This is a genomic window from Sphingobium indicum BiD32 (assembly GCF_000382885.1).
GTDB classification, from domain to species: Bacteria; Pseudomonadota; Alphaproteobacteria; order Sphingomonadales; family Sphingomonadaceae; genus Sphingobium; species Sphingobium japonicum_C.
Genome location: NZ_CAVK010000049.1, coordinates 1 through 19,511 on the forward strand (window position 1 = coordinate 1; position 19,511 = coordinate 19,511).

General features: G+C 64.6%; 14 protein-coding genes. 4 read left to right on the forward strand and 10 right to left on the reverse strand.

All coding sequences use genetic code 11. From position 1 onward, the window contains the following. Positions 1 to 52: 52 nt before the first annotated feature. The 5 genes from EBBID32_RS04765 to araD1 form a co-directional block, all read right to left on the reverse strand. Complete coding sequence (locus tag EBBID32_RS04765) at positions 53 to 1,480, reverse strand: glycoside hydrolase family 43 protein (protein WP_006951722.1); 1,428 nt, start codon at positions 1,478 to 1,480, stop codon at positions 53 to 55. A 22-nt stretch (positions 1,481 to 1,502) separates the two neighbouring features. Then, complete coding sequence (locus tag EBBID32_RS04770) at positions 1,503 to 2,516, reverse strand: arabinan endo-1,5-alpha-L-arabinosidase (RefSeq protein WP_006951729.1); 1,014 nt, start codon at positions 2,514 to 2,516, stop codon at positions 1,503 to 1,505. 158 nt (positions 2,517 to 2,674) lie between these two features. Beyond that, entirely contained in the window at positions 2,675 to 4,237 is a 1,563-nt protein-coding gene (locus tag EBBID32_RS04775; protein ID WP_006951731.1) for an alpha-N-arabinofuranosidase, read from the reverse strand. Between the two features lie 19 nt (positions 4,238 to 4,256). Beyond that, complete coding sequence (locus tag EBBID32_RS04780) at positions 4,257 to 5,183, reverse strand: Gfo/Idh/MocA family protein (protein ID WP_006951733.1); 927 nt, start codon at positions 5,181 to 5,183, stop codon at positions 4,257 to 4,259. Between the two features lie 5 nt (positions 5,184 to 5,188). Continuing rightward, positions 5,189 to 6,181: an AraD1 family protein gene (araD1, locus tag EBBID32_RS04785; protein ID WP_006951735.1), complete on the reverse strand. Its 993-nt coding sequence runs from the start codon at positions 6,179 to 6,181 to the stop codon at positions 5,189 to 5,191. A 205-nt stretch (positions 6,182 to 6,386) separates the two neighbouring features. Between araD1 and EBBID32_RS04790 the strand changes: the two genes are divergently transcribed. After that, positions 6,387 to 7,151: a FadR/GntR family transcriptional regulator gene (locus tag EBBID32_RS04790; RefSeq protein WP_006951736.1), complete on the forward strand. Its 765-nt coding sequence runs from the start codon at positions 6,387 to 6,389 to the stop codon at positions 7,149 to 7,151. A gap of 92 nt (positions 7,152 to 7,243) precedes the next feature. On the opposite strand, the gene EBBID32_RS04795 is transcribed toward EBBID32_RS04790, so the two are convergent. Then, entirely contained in the window at positions 7,244 to 8,551 is a 1,308-nt protein-coding gene (locus EBBID32_RS04795; RefSeq protein ID WP_006951738.1) for a sugar MFS transporter, read from the reverse strand. Positions 8,552 to 8,673: 122 nt separating this feature from the next. On the opposite strand from EBBID32_RS04795, the gene EBBID32_RS04800 reads away from it, so the two are divergent. Next, positions 8,674 to 9,819 (forward strand): aldose epimerase family protein, encoded by a 1,146-nt coding sequence (locus EBBID32_RS04800; protein WP_006951740.1) that lies wholly within the window; start codon positions 8,674 to 8,676, stop codon positions 9,817 to 9,819. Between the two features lie 3 nt (positions 9,820 to 9,822). Then, entirely contained in the window at positions 9,823 to 10,677 is an 855-nt protein-coding gene (locus EBBID32_RS04805) for an SMP-30/gluconolactonase/LRE family protein (RefSeq protein ID WP_037488828.1), read from the forward strand. A gap of 252 nt (positions 10,678 to 10,929) precedes the next feature. Here the strand turns inward: EBBID32_RS04805 and EBBID32_RS04810 are convergent, their stop codons facing one another. Beyond that, positions 10,930 to 13,440: a TonB-dependent receptor domain-containing protein gene (locus tag EBBID32_RS04810; protein ID WP_006951743.1), complete on the reverse strand. Its 2,511-nt coding sequence runs from the start codon at positions 13,438 to 13,440 to the stop codon at positions 10,930 to 10,932. Positions 13,441 to 13,634: 194 nt separating this feature from the next. Here EBBID32_RS04810 and EBBID32_RS04815 point away from each other — a divergent pair, with 194 nt between their 5' ends. Continuing rightward, positions 13,635 to 15,152, forward strand: a complete 1,518-nt coding sequence (locus EBBID32_RS04815) for a 2OG-Fe(II) oxygenase family protein (protein ID WP_006951744.1) — start codon at positions 13,635 to 13,637, stop codon at positions 15,150 to 15,152. Between the two features lies 1 nt (position 15,153). Here EBBID32_RS04815 and EBBID32_RS04820 read toward each other — a convergent pair whose 3' ends face one another. The 3 genes from EBBID32_RS04820 to EBBID32_RS04830 are packed head-to-tail and all read right to left on the reverse strand — an operon-like array spanning position 15,154 to position 19,368. After that, positions 15,154 to 17,319: an alpha-galactosidase gene (locus EBBID32_RS04820; RefSeq protein WP_231382100.1), complete on the reverse strand. Its 2,166-nt coding sequence runs from the start codon at positions 17,317 to 17,319 to the stop codon at positions 15,154 to 15,156. 58 nt (positions 17,320 to 17,377) lie between these two features. After that, entirely contained in the window at positions 17,378 to 18,286 is a 909-nt protein-coding gene (locus tag EBBID32_RS04825) for an ROK family protein (RefSeq protein WP_006951746.1), read from the reverse strand. After that, positions 18,283 to 19,368, reverse strand: a complete 1,086-nt coding sequence (locus EBBID32_RS04830) for a glycoside hydrolase family 68 protein (protein ID WP_006951747.1) — start codon at positions 19,366 to 19,368, stop codon at positions 18,283 to 18,285. The genes EBBID32_RS04825 and EBBID32_RS04830 overlap by 4 nt, the downstream gene beginning before the upstream one ends. Positions 19,369 to 19,511: the final 143 nt, after the last annotated feature.

The following is a 19,511-nucleotide window of genomic DNA, read 5'->3' on the forward strand; positions in this document are numbered from 1 at the left end:
ATCGATGACCGGCCTTTGCCACTATATATTTGTCAGAGCAGGTTAACCGGTGTCAGTCGGCGCGCCAGCGTGCCGCGGCGTCACGGCTGCGGACCAGGCGAACCTGCCCTTCGGCGATTCCGATCGCCTTGCCCGGCGCAGCGATCGCCGCGAAGCGGACAGTGCCGCGCCGCGCGTCGGTCAGGCGGACAAACTGGCTGCGCAGCGCGAAATCGGCGCTTTTGCTGTCGGGTTCCAGCGTGATCGATCCGTCCTTGCCCGCGACAAGATAATGGCCGGGCAGCAATATGGGGGACAGCATGACGCTTTGCGCACCCGCGCGGCCCGGCGTCTGGCGGAACTGGGTCTGGGCCAGGGCGGGATTGCCCGCGATCAGGCGGGTGCCTTCATGCGCCAGCAACAGCTTGGCGTTGGCGGCGGACGCAAAGCGTTCGGGCAGTGGCCCATTGCCCACCGGCACGCCGAAATCGGGGATGCCATCGGCAGTATAATAGAGCCGCTGGACGCGGGTGTGACGGTCCGGATTGAACAGCGGATCGCCCTGAATCGCCGCATAATCGCGGCCATGATAAACAAGGATATCGCGGCCCTGCTCATCTGCGGTGAAGCTGTTGTGACCCGGACCATAGACGCTGGTCTGGCTATTGGTAACGAACAGCGGCTGGGGCGATTTGGTCCAGCTGTTGGCGTCCAGCAGGTCGGCATTCTCGTCCGCGGTCAGCATCCCCAGGCAATAGCGCGCGTCGGTCGCGCTGGCCGAATAGGTCATGAACAGGCGGCCGTTGCGGTGCAGGATGGCGGGCGCTTCGGCGACCTTGTAGCCGCGAATTTCCCAGTCGAGCGTCGGCACGGTCAGGCGGGTCGCCTTGCCCGCCAGTTTCAGTGGCGATTCGAGTTTTGCTATGTACAGGTTGCTGTTCGTCTCGATCCCCGGCTCGCGCTGCGCCCAGGCGAAATAGCGCTGGCCCTTGTGGACGAAGCTGGTCGAATCGAGGTTGAAACTGTCCCAGGGCGCCTGAAACTGGCCGAGCAGGGTCCAGTTGCCGGTCATCGGGTCCGGCCCGTCGCAGACCACCGCATAGGTGCGGATACGGAACACATCCTCGCCCCCGCCGCTGGGACCGGCGGCGAAATACATGATCCACTGGCCATTGATCTGGTGCAGTTCGGGTGCCCAGATGAAGCCGGACAGCGGGCCGGTCTTTTCATGCCGCCACAGCACCGCTTCGGTCGCGCTGGTCAGTCCGGCTATCGTTTTTGACCGGCGCAGCACCAGCCGGTCATATTCGGGGACGGAGCCGGTCAGATAATAATAGCCATCGTCATGACGGAAAATTTGCGCGTCGGCGCGCTGCTTGACGAGCGGGTTTTGCGGCGCGGCTGCGGGCAGTTCGGCGACCTTGGCGCGCGCGATCATTGGCGCGGCGGACAGGGCAGCGCTGCTGGCGATGAAGCCACGGCGGGACAGGGTGAAATTCATGTCATTCTCTCCGGTCGGTGCGTCAATAATCGGCTTGCGGCCAGCCGTCCGCACCCCAGCGGACGGGCGCGATCCGCAGGGTGGGGGCGCCGTTCGATTGCTTGTCATAGGCATGATAGACGACATAATCCTGGCCGTCCTTGTCATGCAGCCAGCCCGCATGGCCGGGGCCACGGAAGCGTTGCTGCTCCTGAAGGTCGGCGCGCAGGAATATGCTGCCGCCGCCCTCCAGCATCGGGCTGCCATCCTTGCCCAGATAGGGGCCGCTGATCGCCTTCGACCTGCCGATGACGGTATAATAGGTGCTGGCCGCGCCCTTGCAGCAATAATCATAGGACGCCATCAGCCAGTAATAGCCGCCATGGTCGATGATGAAGGGCGCCTCGACCGGGGCCGGGCCGCCAGCAGGCGCGGGGCGGCGGGCGATGGCGACGGGCTTGGCTTTCGCATCTTTGGGCTTGCCGCTCTTTGGGTCCAGCTCGAACAGTTTGAGGCCCGTCCAGAAGCTGCCCAGCGAGAGCCAGTGGCGGCCTTCGCGGTCGATGATGAAATTGGGGTCGATCGCGTTATAATCGTCGCTCTTGTCCGACATGACGACCAGCCCTTCGTCCCGCCACTGATAGTCGGGGGCTTTGGGGTCCAGCGTCGGACTGGTGGCAAGGCCAATCGCCGAGCGGTTCGATCCGAAGGTCGATACCGAATAATAGAGGCGATAGCGGCCATTTACATAACTGATGTCGGGCGCCCACATACCATCGCTGCCGGGGATCGCCGCCTTCGCCCAATCGGGCAGCGCGGTGAAGATCGGCGCGCCTGCGGTCCAGTGGATCAGGTCGGGCGAGGTGCGGGTTTCGATCAGCCGCTTGCCATGGCCCGTGCTGAACACATGATAGATGTCGCCCTGCCGGATGATGACCGGGTCATGGGTAGGCGTCAGATCGCCGGTCAGGCGGCTGTTGAGGGTGGGGGCGACGGGTTGCGCGCAGGCGGGGGCGGCGAGAAGGGCGAGGGTGGCCAGTTGGATGATCTTCAACATGTTTGTCCTCTCCGCGAATGCGACGGCGACACAATGCGTGCCACAAAAATCCGTTCGGGCTGAGCCTGTCGAAGCCTTGTACTTCCCTTTAAGAAGAACAGCCCTTCGACAGGCTCAGGGCGAACGGGGAGGGGAGGTCGAGCCTCCCCGCGATCGTCTTACTGCAACTCCAGCACCACGACCGACTTGGGCGGCAGGGTGACGCTGAGCGTGCCGCCGCTGACCTGCGCGCCGGTGAAGGCGACAGGCTTGACCGTGTCGGGTGCGTCGAATGTGTTGTGTGCGTTGATCGCCGACGCCGTCAGGACGCGGCCTGTGACGCTGGCGGCATTCAGGCCGTCCAGCTTGACCGTGACCGTGTTGGGCTGGTTGGGGTCCAGGTTGGACAGGCCGACATGGACCTTGCCATCCTTGCCCCGCACCGCCGATCCGCTGACCGCCGGCATCGACCATTTATCCTTGTTATACCAGGGCGTGTCGATGCTGATCGGCAGCACGGTCGCGTCCTGCCACGGCTTGTACATTTCAAACACATGATAGGTCGGGGTCAGCGCCATCTTCTTGCCGTCGGTCAGGATCATCGCCTGAAGGACGTTCACCATCTGGGCAATGGCGGTCATCTTCACCCGGTCGGCATGACGCGCGAAAATGTCGAGATGGACCGATGCGACCAGCGCATCGCGCAGCGTGTTCTGCTGGCGCAGGAAGCCGGGGTGGGTGCCCGGATCGTCGGCATACCAGGTGCCCCATTCATCGACCGCCAGCCAGATTTTCTTGGCCGGATCATATTTGTCCATGATCGCGCTATGCTTGGTGATCAGGTCATCCATGCGCAGCGCTTCGGACAGGGTGTTGGCCCAGCCCGCCTCGTCGAACATGGTGGAGGAGGCGCGCGGCGGCCAGGCGCCGGGGATGGTGTAATAATGGAGCGACAGCGCATCGAGCTGGCCGCTGGCCACCTTCATCATCGTCTCGGTCCAGTTATAATCATCGACATTCGCGCCCGCCGCGATCTTCATGATCCGGGTGCCGCGCGGCGCCTTGATGAAGGTGGCGTAGCGGCGGGTGACGTCGGCGGCATATTCGGCGCGCATATTGCCGCCACAGCCCCACAGCTCATTGCCGACGCCGAAATAGGGCACGGCCCAGGGTTCCTTATGGCCATTCTTCGCCCGTTCGTCGGCCAGCGTCCCGGCGGGCGAGGTCATATATTCGACCCATTCGGCCATTTCCTGGGGCGTGCCGTTGCCGACATTGCCCGCGACATAGGCCTCCGCGCCGATCTGGCGGACCAGCTCGAAAAATTCATGGGTGCCCACCGTGTTGGGTTCGGTCACGCCGCCCCAATGGGTGTTGATCTTGACCGGGCGCTTGGATTTGCCGCCAATGCCTTCACGCCAGTGATATTCGTCGGCGAAGCAGCCGCCCGGCCAGCGTATGACGGGAACCGACAGGTTCCTGAGCGCCGAAATCACATCGTTGCGGAAGCCGTTGGTGTTGGGGATGGACTTGTCGTTGCCGACCCACAGCCCGCCATAGATGCCGTTGCCCAGATGCTCGGCGAACTGGGTGAAGATGCGCTTGTCATAGACCGGGCCGGGGGTGGCGGCGTTGATCGTCGCGGTCGTGGGCTTGCCGTCGGTGTCGGCATGCGCGCTGGTCGCCAATGCAGTGGCGCAGAGCAGCAGCGCGGCCGTGGTGCGGCGCAGGGCTTTGATCATGTCGTCCTCTCCTGTGATCTTAATCGTGAAATGCGTCTGTGGTCTCGCGCCGTCCACGCAGGAAGGCGTCGGCGACCAGCCGCAGCGGATCGGTATCGACGTCCGATCGCCCGCCCCGGATAAGCGCGGCAAAGCGGCTGTAGAGGCCGGGATATTCGACATCCTCGCCATGTTCGGTGCCGCTGGGCAGGTGCAGCACCGCACCCCCCTGCGACAATTTGAGCGTGCCCGCGTCGGTTTCGACGACAATGTCCCAGCTTTGCGGGCCGGTCTGCCGCCAGTCGAGATCCATGTGGATCGGTGCGCCGCTCGTGTCGCGAAAATGCAGGTCGGCGGCGATCGGCGCGGCGCGGTTTTCCGGCAGGGTCAGCGTCGCGTCCTTCAGGAAGAAGGGGCGCGGCAAGATATGGGTAACGATCGAGAGTGCATTGATCCCCGGATCGAACACGCCCAGCCCGCCGGGCTGCCAGATCCATGCCTGCCCCGGATGCCACACGCGCACATCCTCCCGCCAGACGATCGACACGCTTTCGATCCGCCGTTCGGCCAGCCAGGCGCGCGCCGGGGCAACGCCCGCAGCAAAGCGGCTGTGCCAGGCGGCGAACAGGGAAACGCCCACCTTGTCCGCCTGCGCCTGCAACGCGCCGACTTCGGCCAGCGTCGCGCCGGGGGGCTTTTCCAGAAACAGGTGGACGCCCCGCCCCAGCGCCTGCGCCGCCAGATCGTAGCGGACCTGGGGCGGGGTGCAGAGCGCGATGGCATCCACCGCCGGGCCTTCGCTCAGCAGCGCGTCCAGGCTGGCCAGATGCGGCACCCCGTCCAGCCCGGCATCATGCGGGCTGACGGTCGCGGCCAGGCTGAAGGCGCTGTTGCCCCGGATGGCAGGGACATGCTGGTCGCGTGCAATCTTGCCGATGCCCACGATCGCGATGCGGATCGGGTCCATGGGGATCAGAGCGCCTGAACGACCACTTCGACTGGCGCGGCGCGCTGCAACGGATTGCGCACCGGCAGGGTGAAGGGCGCCGCGGCAATTTCAAACACATCGCCTTCCTGCGTCGCGATACCGTCGCTGAACGAAAGCGTCGCGGTGCCGAAGAAATGGACGTGGACGTCGCCGGGGCGGCGGAACAGATCATATTTGAAATGATGATGTTCCAGATTGGCGAAGCTGTGCGACATATTGCCTTCGCCCGACAGGAACGGCTTTTCCCAGATCGTCGCGCCATCGCGCAGGATGCGGCTCGCCCCCTCGATATGCTCAGGCGGGGTACCGACCAGCAGTTCCGGGCCGAGCGCGGCCTGCCGCAGCTTGGAGTGGGCCAGCCACAGATAATTGTGCCGCTCGGTCACATGGTCGCTAAACTCGTTGGCCAGCGCCAGACCAAGCCGATAGGGCTGGCCATCGTCGCCGATGATGTAGATGCCCGCAATTTCCGGCTCCTCGCCGCCATCCTTGGCAAATGCAGGCATGGTCAACGGTTCGCCCGGTCCCACCAGTTGCGATCCGTCACCCTTGTAAAACCATTCGGGCTGCTGGCCGACCGTGCCTGGCGCTGGCTTGCCGCCCTCCAGCCCTTCCAGGAACATGCGCATCGAATCGGTCTGCTTTTCGACCGCCGCCGCCTCCCGGTGCATCTTGTCGCGCCCCTCGGCCGAGCCGAGGTGGGTCAGGCCCGTACCGGTCAGCTGGACATGGGCGTCATCCTCATGGTCGATGGGGGCCAGCAATTCACCCGCTGCAAAGGCCGCTGCAATGTCGATCGCATCGCCCGTGCCAGCCGCTTCGACGGCGGCGTTCAGGCTGATGCCACGAGCGATGGCGTCCAGCGCGAGCGCGCGGATGCTGGCATAGCCCGGTACGATATGAGCCGCATCGCCCTGCGCCGCGATAACGGAGCGGACGCCGCTGGGGCCACGATGCTGCAACAGGCGCAATGTCATGAAAAAACTCTCCTCCCGCGCGCCATTCGCGGCGCTGGCTGATCCTGAATGACGCGCGATCGCGCGCTGAGGTGGCTACCAGAAGCAGCAACGCTCGCCCGATGACTCCGTCAATTACTCCGACATATTACAGGATGATGGTAATGGCAATGCTTGTATTCTACACCGATCCGTGTCTGATAGGCGCAAGGTGGGAGGAGCCGGAATGGGACAGGATAGGCCGTCAACAGACGCGCAAGGCGCGGAAAATGGCGGTTCGGCCAAGGTGGCGCGCGGGCCGGGCAGGCGACTGCACGGGGCAATCGCGCACAAATTGGGCACGGCGATCTTGTCTGGCCAATATGCGCCGGGTGATGTCCTGTCGGGCGAGGTCGCCTTTGCCGAAGAATTGGACGTGTCGCGCAGCGCCTATCGGGAGGCGATCCAGGTGCTGACGGCCAAGGGGCTGGTCGAAAGCCGCCCCAAGGCCGGAACGCGGGTGCTGCCGCGCACCCGATGGAACCTGCTCGACCCCGAAGTGCTGGGCTGGGCCTTTGCCGGGGAACCCGACATCCAGTTCGTGCGCGACCTGTTTGAGCTGCGCGCGATCGTCGAACCCGCCGCTGCCCGCCTGGCGGCGCAGCGCCGCGACAAGAATGACATCAAAATCATGAAGGACGCGCTGGCCGCGATGCGGCGTCATACGCTGGCGACCGAACTGGGCCGGGCGGCCGACCGCGATTTCCATAATGCGATCCTGAACGCGACCCGCAACGACGCGATGCTGGTCCTGTCCGCCAGCATCGGCGCGGCCGTCAATTGGACCACCCAATATAAGCAGCGCGCCCGCGCCCTGCCGCGCAACCCGATCCCGGACCATGTCCGGGTGTTCGACGCGATCGTAGCGGGCGATGCGGCCGCAGCGGCGGAGGCCATGGGCGTGCTGGTCGATCTGGCGCTGGAGGATACGGCCAGCGCGATGGGGGGATGATCCTCCCCGACAAAGGGAGGAATGAAAAAGGCCGGAGCAGGACATCCCGCTCCGGCCTTTTTTCCGAAGTGCGACCCTCGGCTTTATTTCGCTTATTCCGCGACCGGCTGGTCGGGCAGCGCGTGGGTCACTTTCGATCCCCATAGCGCGTAGAACAGGATGTAGAGTTCGCACAGCGCGGTCAGCAGGAACGACCATTGCAGGCCATATTCGTCGGCCAGCCAACCCTGCACCACCACCAGCGCGCCACCGGCGATCGCCATGATCAGCAGGCCGGATCCTTCCTCGGTCAATGGGCCAAGACCCTTGATCCCCAGCGTGAAGATGGTGGGGAACATGATCGAGTGGAACAGGCCGACCAGGATCAGCGCCCACATGGCGACGGGGCCGGTGGTGAACACCGTCACCAGCATGACGATGAACGCACCGATCGAGAAAGCGGCCAGCACATGGCCCGCGTCGAACTTCTGCATGATTGCGGAGCCAGCGAAGCGGCCGACCATCATCCCGCCCCACAACAGGCTGAGATAATTGCCCGCCTGCTCATGCGTCAGATTGGCGATGTCGGGCTGGCTGACGAAATTGACGAACAGGTTGGCGACGCCGATTTCCGCGATCAGATAGATGAAGATCGCCGGGATGCCGAACACCAGATTGCGATGCGCCCACAGCGAGTGCTTCTTGCGCTCCTCCTTGCTGTGACGCGATGTGGCGTTGCCCATGGCGGGCAGGGGGAAGCGGGCGATGATGACGGCCAGCACCACCAATATGACGGCGACGATGATATAGGGCAGGATCACCGACTGCGCATCGGCCAGCCGCTCGGCCTGGGTCAGGACAATATCGCCCTGCGCCGTGCCACCCTTCGACCGGCCCAGGATCAGATAGGCACCAAACAGCGGCGCCAGCATCGTGCCTGCCGAATTCATCGCCTGCACCAGATTGAGGCGCGAGGAGGCGGTTTCGGGCTTGCCGACCACCGCGACATAGGGGTTGGCCGCGACCTGCAACAGGGTGATGCCGCTGGCGATGACGAACAGCATGACCAGTGTCACGCCATAGGAGGGGATGGACGCCGCCAGCGTCATACCCGCCGCGCCCGCCGCCATGATCAGCAGCCCGATCACCATCGACTTCTGGTAGCCGACCCGTTCGATCAGCTTGGCCGACGGGATGGAGGCGAAGAAATAGGCGATGAACCAGACCGATTCGATCAAAGTCGTCTGGGTGTAGCTTAAGTCGAACACGCTGCGCAGATGCGGCAGCAGCGTATTGTTGATGACCGTGATGAAGCCCCACATGAAAAACAGGCTGGCCAGCAGGCCAAGCGCCGGGCCGTAGCGCGTGCCGGGATTATGCGTCACCGTTGGCGCGGCGGTCGAGGAAACTGGTCCTGCCATTCATCCGTCTCCGTAAAATTCCAGTGCGGCACAGCCGCTTGAGGGGTTGCATCCGCTTATTTTGTCTGAGTATATTCCCCGAAACCGCCCGTCAATGGGTCACGGTCATAAGAGGAAGCCCCATGCGCAACGTCGCCACCATGAAAACAACGCTGTCATACGGAGTAGCGCTGGCGCTGACAAGCGTGTCCGCCCTCGCCGCCGAAGCCAGCCGCGCCCCTGTCGGCAACGCCAACGGCGCGGCGGTCGAGGCGATCACGCTGACGAATGGCGCGGGCGTGTCGGCGACGATTCTGACCTATGGCGCAACGCTCCAGTCGCTATCGGGGCCGGACAAGGACGGCAAGCAGGCCGATGTGCTGCTGGGTTATGATGATCTGGCCGGCTATGTCGATCATCCCAATTATTTCGGCGTGACCGTGGGCCGTTATGCCAATCGCATCGCGGGCGGTGCCTTCTCGCTCGACGGCAAGGCCTATCAACTGCCGCTCAACGACAAGACCAACAGCCTGCACGGCGGTGGCAAGGGGTTCGACAAGCAGGTCTGGAAAGTCGCGTCGGTCAGGAGCGGGCCGGTGGCGACCCTCGTGTTGACGCTGACCAGCGCGGATGGCGATTCGGGTTATCCGGGCAAGCTGGACACCACCGTCACTTATACGCTGGACGAAGCGGGTAATCTCGGCATCGCCTTCGACGCGAAAACCGACAAGCCCACCATCGTCAACATGACCAACCATGCCATCTTCAATCTGGCAGGCGAAGGATCGCCCGACGGCGCGCTCGGCCATATGCTGACCATTCCTGCCAAGGCCTATACGCCGGTCGATGCTGCGCTGATCCCGACCGGTGAGTTGAAGCCGGTGGATGGCGGCGTGTTCGATTTTCGCACCCCCCGCCGCGTGGCCGATGGTATCCGCGACGGGCGCGATCTGCAGATCGTTGCCGGGCGTGGCTATGACCATAATTGGGCGCTGGACAAGGGCGTGACCAAGACCCCGCAACTGGCCGCGCGGCTCAAAGACCCGGTATCGGGCCGGGTGCTGGAGGTGCTGACGACCGAGCCGGGGGTACAATTTTACGCGGGCAATTTCCTCGACGGCACGCTGGTCGGCAAAAGCGGACATCTCTATCGCATGGGTGACGGTATCGCGCTGGAGCCGCAGAAATTCCCCGACGCGCCCAACAAGCCCGATTTCGTGTCGGCACGGGTCGATCCGGGCAAACCCTATCATCACGCGATGGTCTATCGCCTCTCGGTCGAGCGCTGACCCATGGCACAGTGGCGGATGATCGAACGCGATGTGGCCGACACGCTGGGCGAAGGGACGCTCTGGTCGGCGCGCGACAATGCGGTCTATTGGGTCGATATCCTTGGCCCCGCGCTCAATCGACTGTCGCTCCATGACGGCGCGGTCGAACGCTGGGTGATGCCCGAACCACTGGGTTGGGTGGCCGAGCGGGCGGGCCGTGGCTTCATCGGCGGGTTCAAGAGCGGTTTTGCCGCGATCAGCCTGGACCCGCTGACCATCACGCCCATCGGCGACCCGGAACCCGACCTGTCCTATAACCGCATGAATGATGGCAAGGCCGATGCGCAGGGCCATATCTGGTGCGGCACGATGGATATGGAGGAGGAACGCGACAGCGGATCGCTGTATCGGCTTGCCCCGGATTTGAGCTGGCAGCAAATGGACAGCGGTTATCGCGTGACCAACGGCCCGGCCTTCTCGCCATGCGGCAAATGGCTCTACCATAGCGATACGTCGCGTCGGGTCATGTATCGCTTTGCCCGGACGGCAGACGGGATCGCCGATCGTCAGCCCTTCATCCACTTCACCGATGCGGACGGTTATCCCGACGGCATGACCGTGGATGCAGACGGGTATATCTGGGTTGCCCATTGGGGCGGCGGACGGATCAGCCGCTTCACGCCAGACGGCGCGCTCGACCGCGCCATCGCCTTGCCTGCGCGGCAGGTGACCAATATCACTTTCGCCGGGCCTGATCTGGACCGCATGTTCGTCAGCTCCGCCGCGATCGGACTGGACGCCACACCATATGACGGCGGCTTCTACGAAGTGGATTGCGGCGTGCGCGGATTGCCGACCAATCTGTTTGCGGGTTGAGGCGATCGATCCATAATCGGATAAAAGCGATTGAACCGGGCGGCCAAATCTGCTTAATGCGTCGAGACAGCGTTGTCACGCCGCTCTCCAAAGCGGACAATGTTGTGATCCCGGACAGTCATGCGGCGAACTGCACGCGCCAAAGGCTGTCCGGGACGATTTTCCTGTCCCCGACATCGCAAAACAAAAGCCCGCCCCCTCATATCCGAGGAGACGGGCCAGTGGGTCGCCCGCAAGCGACGGGGGAGGGGGTCAGAAGTTGTAGCGGACCGAGGCGGTCACCGTCCGGCCAAAGACGGCCTGGTTCTGGATGATGCCGCTGGTCGCGCTCAATGGGATCAACGATCCGCCACCGCGATAGCCCAGCGTGTCGAACAGATTGTTGGCATTGATGCCCAACTCCAGATTCTCGACCGGGCGAACCTTCAGGAAGCCGTTGAAGAAGGTCGTTCCGCGTACAGTGTAGAGATTGAAATCATCATTTGGCGCGCTCGACTGGCCGCTGGCACTCACGCCCACGGCAAACAATCCCATGTCGTAGGAGGGCGAGATCAGGAAGGTCAGGCGCGGAATCCCGCCCGGCCGATTGCCCGCCAATGCCGCCGTCGCGCTATCCTTGATCTTGGAATTGACCCAGGTCATGTCGGCCGCCAGGTGGAAATTGCCCAGGTTCAGGCGGCCGGTAAATTCAATGCCGTAGGACCGGTAGGCATTGGAAATATTGGGGTCATTATTGGGCGCGGGATTGTTGATCCGGGTGAAGTCATAATTATTCTCGGTCAAGGTCGACCGGAAGCCGGTGACCTCGACCGAGTAGTTGCCGGACGCGCCCACGAACCCGCGCTGCTTGACGCCAATTTCCTGCTGGTTGAGGAAATTGACCGCAGTCCCGGCCCCCTGGGCGTTGAGCGACCCGTCGGCATTGAAATTACCACCCAGCGTCCGGCGATCCGCGTTGAAGCGGCCGCCTCGGCTGACGCGGGCGAACAGGGATGTGTTGTTGGAAAAGGCATAGAGCGCGCCCACTGACCAGCTGGTGTAGCTGCGCTTGTAATTGATCCGCTCGATCACCCCGCCCGGCAGCATGGAGGGCAGAGTCGCGCTGCCATTTTCGTCGCTGACCGTGTAATTCGGCCCGGCGACCCCGGCCTGCGCGGTGCCTTCGCCGCGCACCCGGTCGAACCGGACGCTGGCGTCCAGATCAATACCGCCACCCGAATAATTGGCCGACAGGAACGGCGCGTCATTGGTGTAGGTCAGGTCCATCGAACGGGCGCAGCAATTGCCCCAATTGTCATTGAACCCGGCCTGCCCGGCGGCGGTCAGCTGCGCACCAGTCGTCGAATAAAGGTTGAGCGGCGCGGCATTATTGCCCTCCAGCGCGCTATACTGGCGGTTCACATGCCAGTCCTGCACGATGTTCTGGCTCATGTGGAACCAGCCCGCCTGCACCGTCACCTTGCCCGCGCCCGCGTCGAACTTGCCGGTCAGCGCCAGATTGTTGGCGATGCTGCCCATATCCTTCATCAGCGTGTTGATGTTGGGATTATTGTTCAGATAGGTGCCGGTATAGGCCTGCCCCCGCTGTGGCCCTGCGGCATAGCGGATCGACCCGACGGTCTGGCCGTTGACGGTTGATCCCAGCACGCTCGCGGTGGTGCCGACGTTCAGGAACTGGGTGGTGAAGCTGCCGCTCATGTCGGTGTAGCGGAAGTTGTTGTCCACCGTCAGCATGTCGCTCAGCTCATAATGGAACTGCGCGCCGACCGACGTCACCTTGGGATGGATGCCGTTCATCCGGGCGCTCTTGAGCGCGCCGTCGGTGTCGACATATTGGAAGCTGCGATTGTAGATCGAATAGGTCGATCCGTCGCGCGCATCGAAAGTCGGCATCGGCTTGAAATCGGATATTTTGTTGCCGTCGACCTTCACCAGGGACGGCATCGTCGTGTTGGTCGGCGCATGTTCGTCCAGCCGCTTGAAATGCAGCCGCAGGAAGCCCTTGCCGTCGTCGAAATCCTTGGTGATGTTGGCCTTCACCTGATAGCCGCGCAGGACGTTGAAATCCTCGTTGGTCGGGCCGCCGCCCTCGCGGGCATAGCCGCCGACATGGAAGCGCAGCGTGTCGCTGATCGGGCCGCCATAGTCGAAATCGACGCGGCTTTCGCGGAAATTGACGCCCTTGGACAGGCCGATCGACCCGCCCTCCTTGTCGCCGGTCTTGCTGATATAGTTGATGACCGCGCCGGGCGCCTGGCTGGCGAAGGTGGAGGCGGAGCCGCCGCGCACTGCCTCGACCCGCTCGACATTCTGGTCGAAGCGCAGCCAATAGTCGTTATTGCCGAACTGGATGTCGCCAAACAGGGTGACGGGCAGGCCGTCCTCCTGCAACGCGACATATTCCGAACCGCCGGTGGACACCGGGATGCCGCGCACGCCGATATTGGCGTTGCCGCCCGGACCCGCCGTATCGGACGGCTGCAGGCCGGGGATGGAGCGCAGCACTTCGGCTTCGGAGCGCGGCGTGAAATTCTGGATCGCTTCCTGGCTGATCTGCGATACGGAGATGGAGGTGCGGAAGCGCGACTTGTCGCCGGCGCTGGCGGTCACGACGATATCGTCGCCGGTGACCGGGGCTTGATCCGCAGCGACCGTTTCGGCGGTGGCTGGTGCTGCATCCTGCGCGAACGCGGGCGCCGTCAGGCAAGCCATGGCCAGCGCGATGGTTGAAATGCAGCTATGCTGAGAAACGCTCTTCATCATCCCCTCCTACAAGGCCGCCGCACATCTTCCCGCGGTCGGTAGTCATTATCTCTATGCCTCTCTGCAAACCTTTGCAATAGATTTCTGCAAACGTTTGCTGATTTGTCTGGAACACTGTTGCCGCCTTGCCATAATAGGCTATCGAAACGACGAACGGGCGGGAAAAGCGCGCGTCCGACAGAGGGGATCAGAGGATGGATGGCAATCCGGCATGGCATGATCTGGCGGCGCGCCAGCCTGGATCGCCCGACGATGGCGGGGCGGCCGCCTGGTTGCGCGATGTCGAGTCGGCGGCCTTTGTCGCGCTGCGCGCCGGGACCGCCGGGGATGGCGCGGCGGCGCTGGATGGCCTGTGCCGCCGCTGGTCCGGCAGCGCCCGTCTGCACTGGCTGCACGCGCTGTTGCTGCGCGAGGCTCAGCGGCATGAGGCCGCGTTGCAGGCGATCGGCCGCGCGGGCGACGATGCGCAGGCGCGCGCGCTGCTGGCGCAACTACACTATGAAACCGGGCGACCCGCCGCCGCCGATTTTGCCCGTGCCCGTGCGCTGGCACCGGGCGATGCGGCGCTGATCCGGGGCCATGCCGGGGCGCTGGCGGCCGAGGGGGAGGGCGGTGCCGCGCTGACGCTGATGCGTCAGACCCTGGCCGATCGCCCCGACTGGGTAGAGGGCCACACCTATGCCGCGACGCTGCATCGGCTGCTGGGTGCGCCGGGCCGGGACGACGCAGGCTTTGCCCAGGCTTGCCGGGCGCTGCCGCACAATCTGGCGCTGCGGCTTGGCTGGTTTCATGGCCTCGCCAAGGCGAAGGATTGGGACGCGGCCCGCGCCGTGATCGCCGATGGCGTCCGCCTGCTGGGCGATGCGCCTGCACTGGCGATCGCGCGGCTATATCTCGCCGCCGAATCGGGGGAGGCGGACGATCAGCCCGATCTGTTCGACAATATGACCGATCGCGCCGACGCAGGGCTGGCGCTCGCCCGCGTCCGCCACGCGCTGCGTTGTGGCGCGCCGGATCGGGCGGCGATAATCGCGCAGGCGCAGATCGCCACGCCGTCAGCCTCGCTCTTCTGGCCCTATCTCTCGCTCTGCTGGCGTTTGATGGGCGATTCGCACGCCGACTGGCTCGACCGGCCCGACGAGTTGATCCGGGTCACGACGCTTGATCTCGACCATGCTGCTCTGGCGGTCCTGCTGCGCAGCCTGCACAGTGCCGCCGCGCCCTATCCCGACCAGTCGGTGCGCGGGGGCACCCAGACCGACCGGCCTCTATTGTTCCGCCACGAACCGGTCATTCAGACCGCCCGCGCCGCGATCGAGGCAGCGGCGCGCGACTATATCGCCGACCTGCCGCCGCCGGAGCCGGGCCATCCGCTATTGGGAACGCCGCGCGGAGAGGTCAAATTCGCCGGCAGCTGGTCGGTGCGGCTGGGGCAACAGGGCTATCATGCCGCGCACAGCCACCCGGCTGGCTGGATCAGCTCGGCGCTCTATGTCGCGCTGCCCGACGCGATGGGGACCCCGCCCGCAGGCTGGCTCCGCTTCGGCATGCCGCCGCCCGAACTGGGGCTGGACCTGCCGCCCTATCGCGACGTCCAGCCGCAGGTCGGGCAACTCGTCCTCTTCCCGTCCACCCTGTGGCACGGCACCATCCCGTTCGACGATGGCGAACGCCTCTCTATCGCCTTCGACATCCGCCCACCCCGGCGATGATTTACGGCATCACCTCGAACACCAGCGCCGCGCCCTGGAAATCGCCCTTCAGCTTCATCCGTACGCCCTGTTCCATCCAATAGGCGCCGCTGGCATGTCCCGGCACGCCATCGGGCAGCGCTGCGCCGCCCAGCATCCGCACGGCGTAACGGCGCGCCGGGTCCAGCCCTTGCACCCGTAACGCTTCCACATTGTCGCGGAACATCGAGCTGTGCAGCATCTGGAACAGCACCGCCTGTTTCTTGTCGGGCGCGACATAGACGGTCGCCGACGTCGCCGCACCGGCGCGGGGCGGGGCGATACGGTAGAGGTCGCCGCGCTGCACCGTCGCGCGGATATCCTTATAGGCGGCGATCCATTTGGTCGCGGTGGCGAAATCGGCCTGCTGCCAATGGTCCAGATTGGCACCCAGACCCAGACTGCCCTGCATCGCCGACAGGAATCGATAGTCCAGGCTGGTCTGGCGGCCATTGGCCCAGTTGGGGCTGTCGGTCACCCACGCCATCATGATCGACGGCGCATAGGCTTGGGTAAAGCCGTCCTGTATCGTCAACCGGTCGAACGGGTCGGTATTGTCCGACGTCCAGCTCTGGTCGGTCAGCGCCATGATGCCAAGGTCGATGCGACCGCCGCCACCCGAACAGCCCTCGATTTCCAGCCCCGGATGCCGCCGCCGCAGTTCCGCCAATATGTGATAGAGGTTGCGGACATAGGCCACCTGCACCCGCTGCTGGTCCTGAACCGGCATTTGCGGCCAGCCTGCTTCGGTCCAGTTGCGGTTATAATCCCATTTCAGGAAGGCGATGTCATTGTCGCGCACCAGCCTGTCGAGCCAGTTCAGCAGATGATCGCGCACGTCGGTGCGTGCGAGGTTCAGCAGCAACTGGTTGCGCCCCTCGGTGCGCGGACGGCCGGGGAAGGCCAGCACCCAGTCGGGATGGGCGCGGTAGAGGTCGGAATCGGGATTGACCATTTCCGGTTCGACCCACAGGCCGAAATCCATCCCCAGCGATTTGACCTTGTCGATCAGGGGTTTCAGGCCGTTGGGGAATTTGGTGCGATTGACTGTCCAGTCGCCCAGCCCCGCCTTGTCGTCATTGCGCGCGCCGAACCAGCCATCATCGACGACGAAGCGTTCGACCCCCAGCTTTGCCGCCTTTTCCGCCAGCGCCATCTGCCCGGCCTCGGTGACGTTGAAGGTGGTCGCCTCCCAGCTATTATAAAGCACCGGGCGGATTTTCGCCTTCGCCCCGCCGGGGATGATGCTGGCGCGCTGGAAGGCGTGGAAGCGGCGCGACGCATCGCCCATCCCCTTGGCCGCATAGCCAGCATAAAAGACCGGCGTTTCAAGCGTTTCGCCGGGCTTCAGGGACCAGCTGAAATCATAGGGATTATAGCCGCCGCTGATCCGCACCCGGCCCAGATTGTCTGCGCCCACCGACAGGCGGAAGGAGCCGGACCAGGCCAGCGCGCCATACCAGACCGGCCCGTCCGTCTCGCTGGTCTGGCCATCCTTGCCGATCGCGAACCAGGGCTGGTTGCCATGGCCGGTCGATCCGCGGCGGCTTTCCAGCACCGTCAGCGCCGGAGTGACCGGGGTGTCCACCTGCGACCATTCGGCACCATGACGCCCGGTCAGATAATGGAGGCGATAATCGTCGCCTACCGGCAGGGTGAAGGTCGCCGCCGCGATCTGGTCGATCCGCACCGGCCGGACGTCGCCATTGCGTAGGCTGGCTGATCGCGCGATGACGCCGGTGTCCGGGTCGATCGTATAGCGCAGCGTGACGGTCAAGGCGCGGCTGATATCCGCCAGTTCGACGGTCAGCGTCTCGCCCGACACGCTATGGCGCCGATATTTCAGCACCAGGTCGCGATTGCCGTCGGCGAACACCGCCTTGACCCCCGGCTCGCTCACCAGCCCCTCGCCCTGCCCGGCATATTCCTGCGGCGTGATCGATCCGGCGGGATCGAAGCCTGACAGTTCGCCCGGTGCCTTGGCCACCAGCGGCGCGGCTGCATCCAGCGCCGCGCCCCAGTAAAGCGGCTGGAGATAGCCCTTTTCATCCACCCCCATCGCATAGGTGACCCCGCCGCCGTCGAGCCGCAGCAGCTTGCCATCCGCGCTGGCGCTCACCTTGGCCAGCAGCGTAGCGGGAAGGGTCAAGCAAAGGATTGCCGTCAAGGCTGCCAACGACCGCATTTTTCGCTCTCCTATGTCTAACTCACTGTCGGTTTATCATGTCCATCGCCAGCGCCACAGCGCCCAGCGGCCCGGCCTGGTCGCCCAGCGCCGGCGTCCGAACGATCGTCGCGACGCTGGCGGCATCGACAAAGGGCAGGTAACCGCCCAGCTGCGCCACGACCTTCGCCCGCACCCGGTCGAGCAGGTCGGCCCGGCCCATGCCTACGCCGCCGCCGATCAGCACTTGCCGCGCCGCCGTGGTCAGCAGGATCGTGCCGACCAGTTGCGCGATGTCATGCGCGACATCGTCCCAGCGAGGATCGTCCGGTGCAATTTGGTCTCCCGCCACGCCAAAGCGCGCCGCCAGCGCCGGGCCGCTCACCAGCCCCTCGATACAGTCGCCATGAAAGGGGCAGGCGCCCGCAAAAGCGTCGCCCGGCGCCCGGCGGATCAAGATGTGCCCCAGTTCCGGGTGCATCGCGCCATGCAGCGGCCGATCGTTCAGTGCAAAGCCGCCGCCCAGCCCCGTGCCGATCGTCAGGTAGCAGAGGCAATCGGACGGCGCGTCCCCCTCCGCCCCCGCGCCCCAGCGCGCTTCGGCCAACGCCGCGCCATTGACGTCGGTGTCGATCGCAGCCGGGCAGGGCAGGGCAGCGCTCAGCACGCCGTAAATATCTGCGCCGGTCCAGCCGTGCTTGGGGGTCGGCAGCATATGGCCGAAATCAGGGGCGCTCTGGTCCAGCCGCAGCGGACCGAACGAAGCTATGCCCAGCGCCGCGAATGGTTCCTGTGCATGCCAGCGGGACAGCAACGCCACCCCCGCGCCCAGCGTCTCGGTCGGGCTGGTGGTCGGGATCGTCACCTGCTCGACAATCTCCCGCCCCCGCGCCCGCAGCACGACCATCTTGGTGCCGCCCAGCTCGACGCCTGCAACCAGCGGCCCGTTCATGCCGTGACTCCGGCGCGGTCACCATCCAGCCACAGGCGCAGAAAGGGGGCAAAGGTGCCGCCAAAGCGGCGTTCGTCGCCATCCCCCCAATTGTCGATGAAGCTGGTGACCGACAGGTCTGGCAAGACCATCCAGCTATAGCTTTGCGCCGGGGCAGTGGCGGGGTTGGCGAACACCAGCCCGCTGCCGTTGACCGGTCGCCAGGGACCGCTCACCGCCGGGGCGACCATGGCATATAGACCGGTGGGACCGGTTGGGCCGTCGGGATTGAACACATGCCGCTGGGTCGACCAGAAGAGGTAATAGCTTCCCTCGTAAACGACCATATGCGGCCGTTCCAGCTCATTGTTCAGGCCATCGGCGGACAGCAGCGGCGGAGCGATCACCCAGTCATCGGGGGTCGCCGGATCGGCGCTGGCCATGCCGACCACGCCATTATAGGCGCTGGTCGATCCGGCCCGCGACGCGGCGAAGAACAGATAAGGACGGCCATCGGCGGGATCGCGAAACCAGGCGGGATCGCGGAACGCCTTGATCGTGCCGATTCCACCGCCTTCGCGGGTCGACATATAATGGTCCGGGTCGATCGTGACGATTTCGCGCAGATCCTGCCATCCCGTCAGCCCGCCCGCCTCGCTCAGCCGGGCACGGGCGCTGAACATCCTCTGCTCGAAACTCGGCGCGGCTTCGCCCCGGCGACCCGCAGCAGTGAAGTAGAGGATCACATCGTCGCTGGCCTCATCCCATATCGCCGAGCCGGACCATTCGCGGCTTCCGGGCGAAAAGCCATCGGGCATGGCCGGGCCAACATGCGACCAGCGATCGCCCCGATAATGGAACAGATGGATTCTTGCACGACCATGGCGTTCATCCGGGTCAGCAAAATGCGGGGCGGCGAGCGCCATCCATAGCTGCGCGCCATTGGCCAGTTCGATCGGCGCGCCGTCGCGCTGCTGCACCGGCCATGCGTCCCAAATGTCGAGATTGTCGGCAACGGGACGGACATCATGTGCGCCGATTATCGGCGCGGTCGGCGCGTCGGGCGCAATGGCGGCGACATGCGCTGCGGTCCAGCTGCTCATTTGCTCAGGCTTCCTCTCAGGGCGAGAAGGAAGACGCCCTCAAGCGTGCAGTCCTGCCGGCGCCTTCCTCCCCAATTTCAGCCAGATGGGCATCTGACCGAAATGCTCTTTTGGACCCTGACCTGTCGAAAGGTGTCGGGCCG

Coding starts and splice junctions, on each gene's coding strand:
- EBBID32_RS04765 (WP_006951722.1), bottom strand. CDS start 1,480: ATGAATTTCACCCTGTCCCGCCGTGGCTTCATCGCCAGCAGCGCTGCC.
- EBBID32_RS04770 (WP_006951729.1), bottom strand. CDS start 2,516: ATGTTGAAGATCATCCAACTGGCCACCCTCGCCCTTCTCGCCGCCCCC.
- EBBID32_RS04775 (WP_006951731.1), bottom strand. CDS start 4,237: ATGATCAAAGCCCTGCGCCGCACCACGGCCGCGCTGCTGCTCTGCGCC.
- EBBID32_RS04780 (WP_006951733.1), bottom strand. CDS start 5,183: ATGGACCCGATCCGCATCGCGATCGTGGGCATCGGCAAGATTGCACGC.
- araD1 (WP_006951735.1), bottom strand. CDS start 6,181: ATGACATTGCGCCTGTTGCAGCATCGTGGCCCCAGCGGCGTCCGCTCC.
- EBBID32_RS04790 (WP_006951736.1), top strand. CDS start 6,387: ATGGGACAGGATAGGCCGTCAACAGACGCGCAAGGCGCGGAAAATGGC.
- EBBID32_RS04795 (WP_006951738.1), bottom strand. CDS start 8,551: ATGGCAGGACCAGTTTCCTCGACCGCCGCGCCAACGGTGACGCATAAT.
- EBBID32_RS04800 (WP_006951740.1), top strand. CDS start 8,674: ATGCGCAACGTCGCCACCATGAAAACAACGCTGTCATACGGAGTAGCG.
- EBBID32_RS04805 (WP_037488828.1), top strand. CDS start 9,823: ATGGCACAGTGGCGGATGATCGAACGCGATGTGGCCGACACGCTGGGC.
- EBBID32_RS04810 (WP_006951743.1), bottom strand. CDS start 13,440: ATGATGAAGAGCGTTTCTCAGCATAGCTGCATTTCAACCATCGCGCTG.
- EBBID32_RS04815 (WP_006951744.1), top strand. CDS start 13,635: ATGGATGGCAATCCGGCATGGCATGATCTGGCGGCGCGCCAGCCTGGA.
- EBBID32_RS04825 (WP_006951746.1), bottom strand. CDS start 18,286: ATGAACGGGCCGCTGGTTGCAGGCGTCGAGCTGGGCGGCACCAAGATG.
- EBBID32_RS04830 (WP_006951747.1), bottom strand. CDS start 19,368: ATGAGCAGCTGGACCGCAGCGCATGTCGCCGCCATTGCGCCCGACGCG.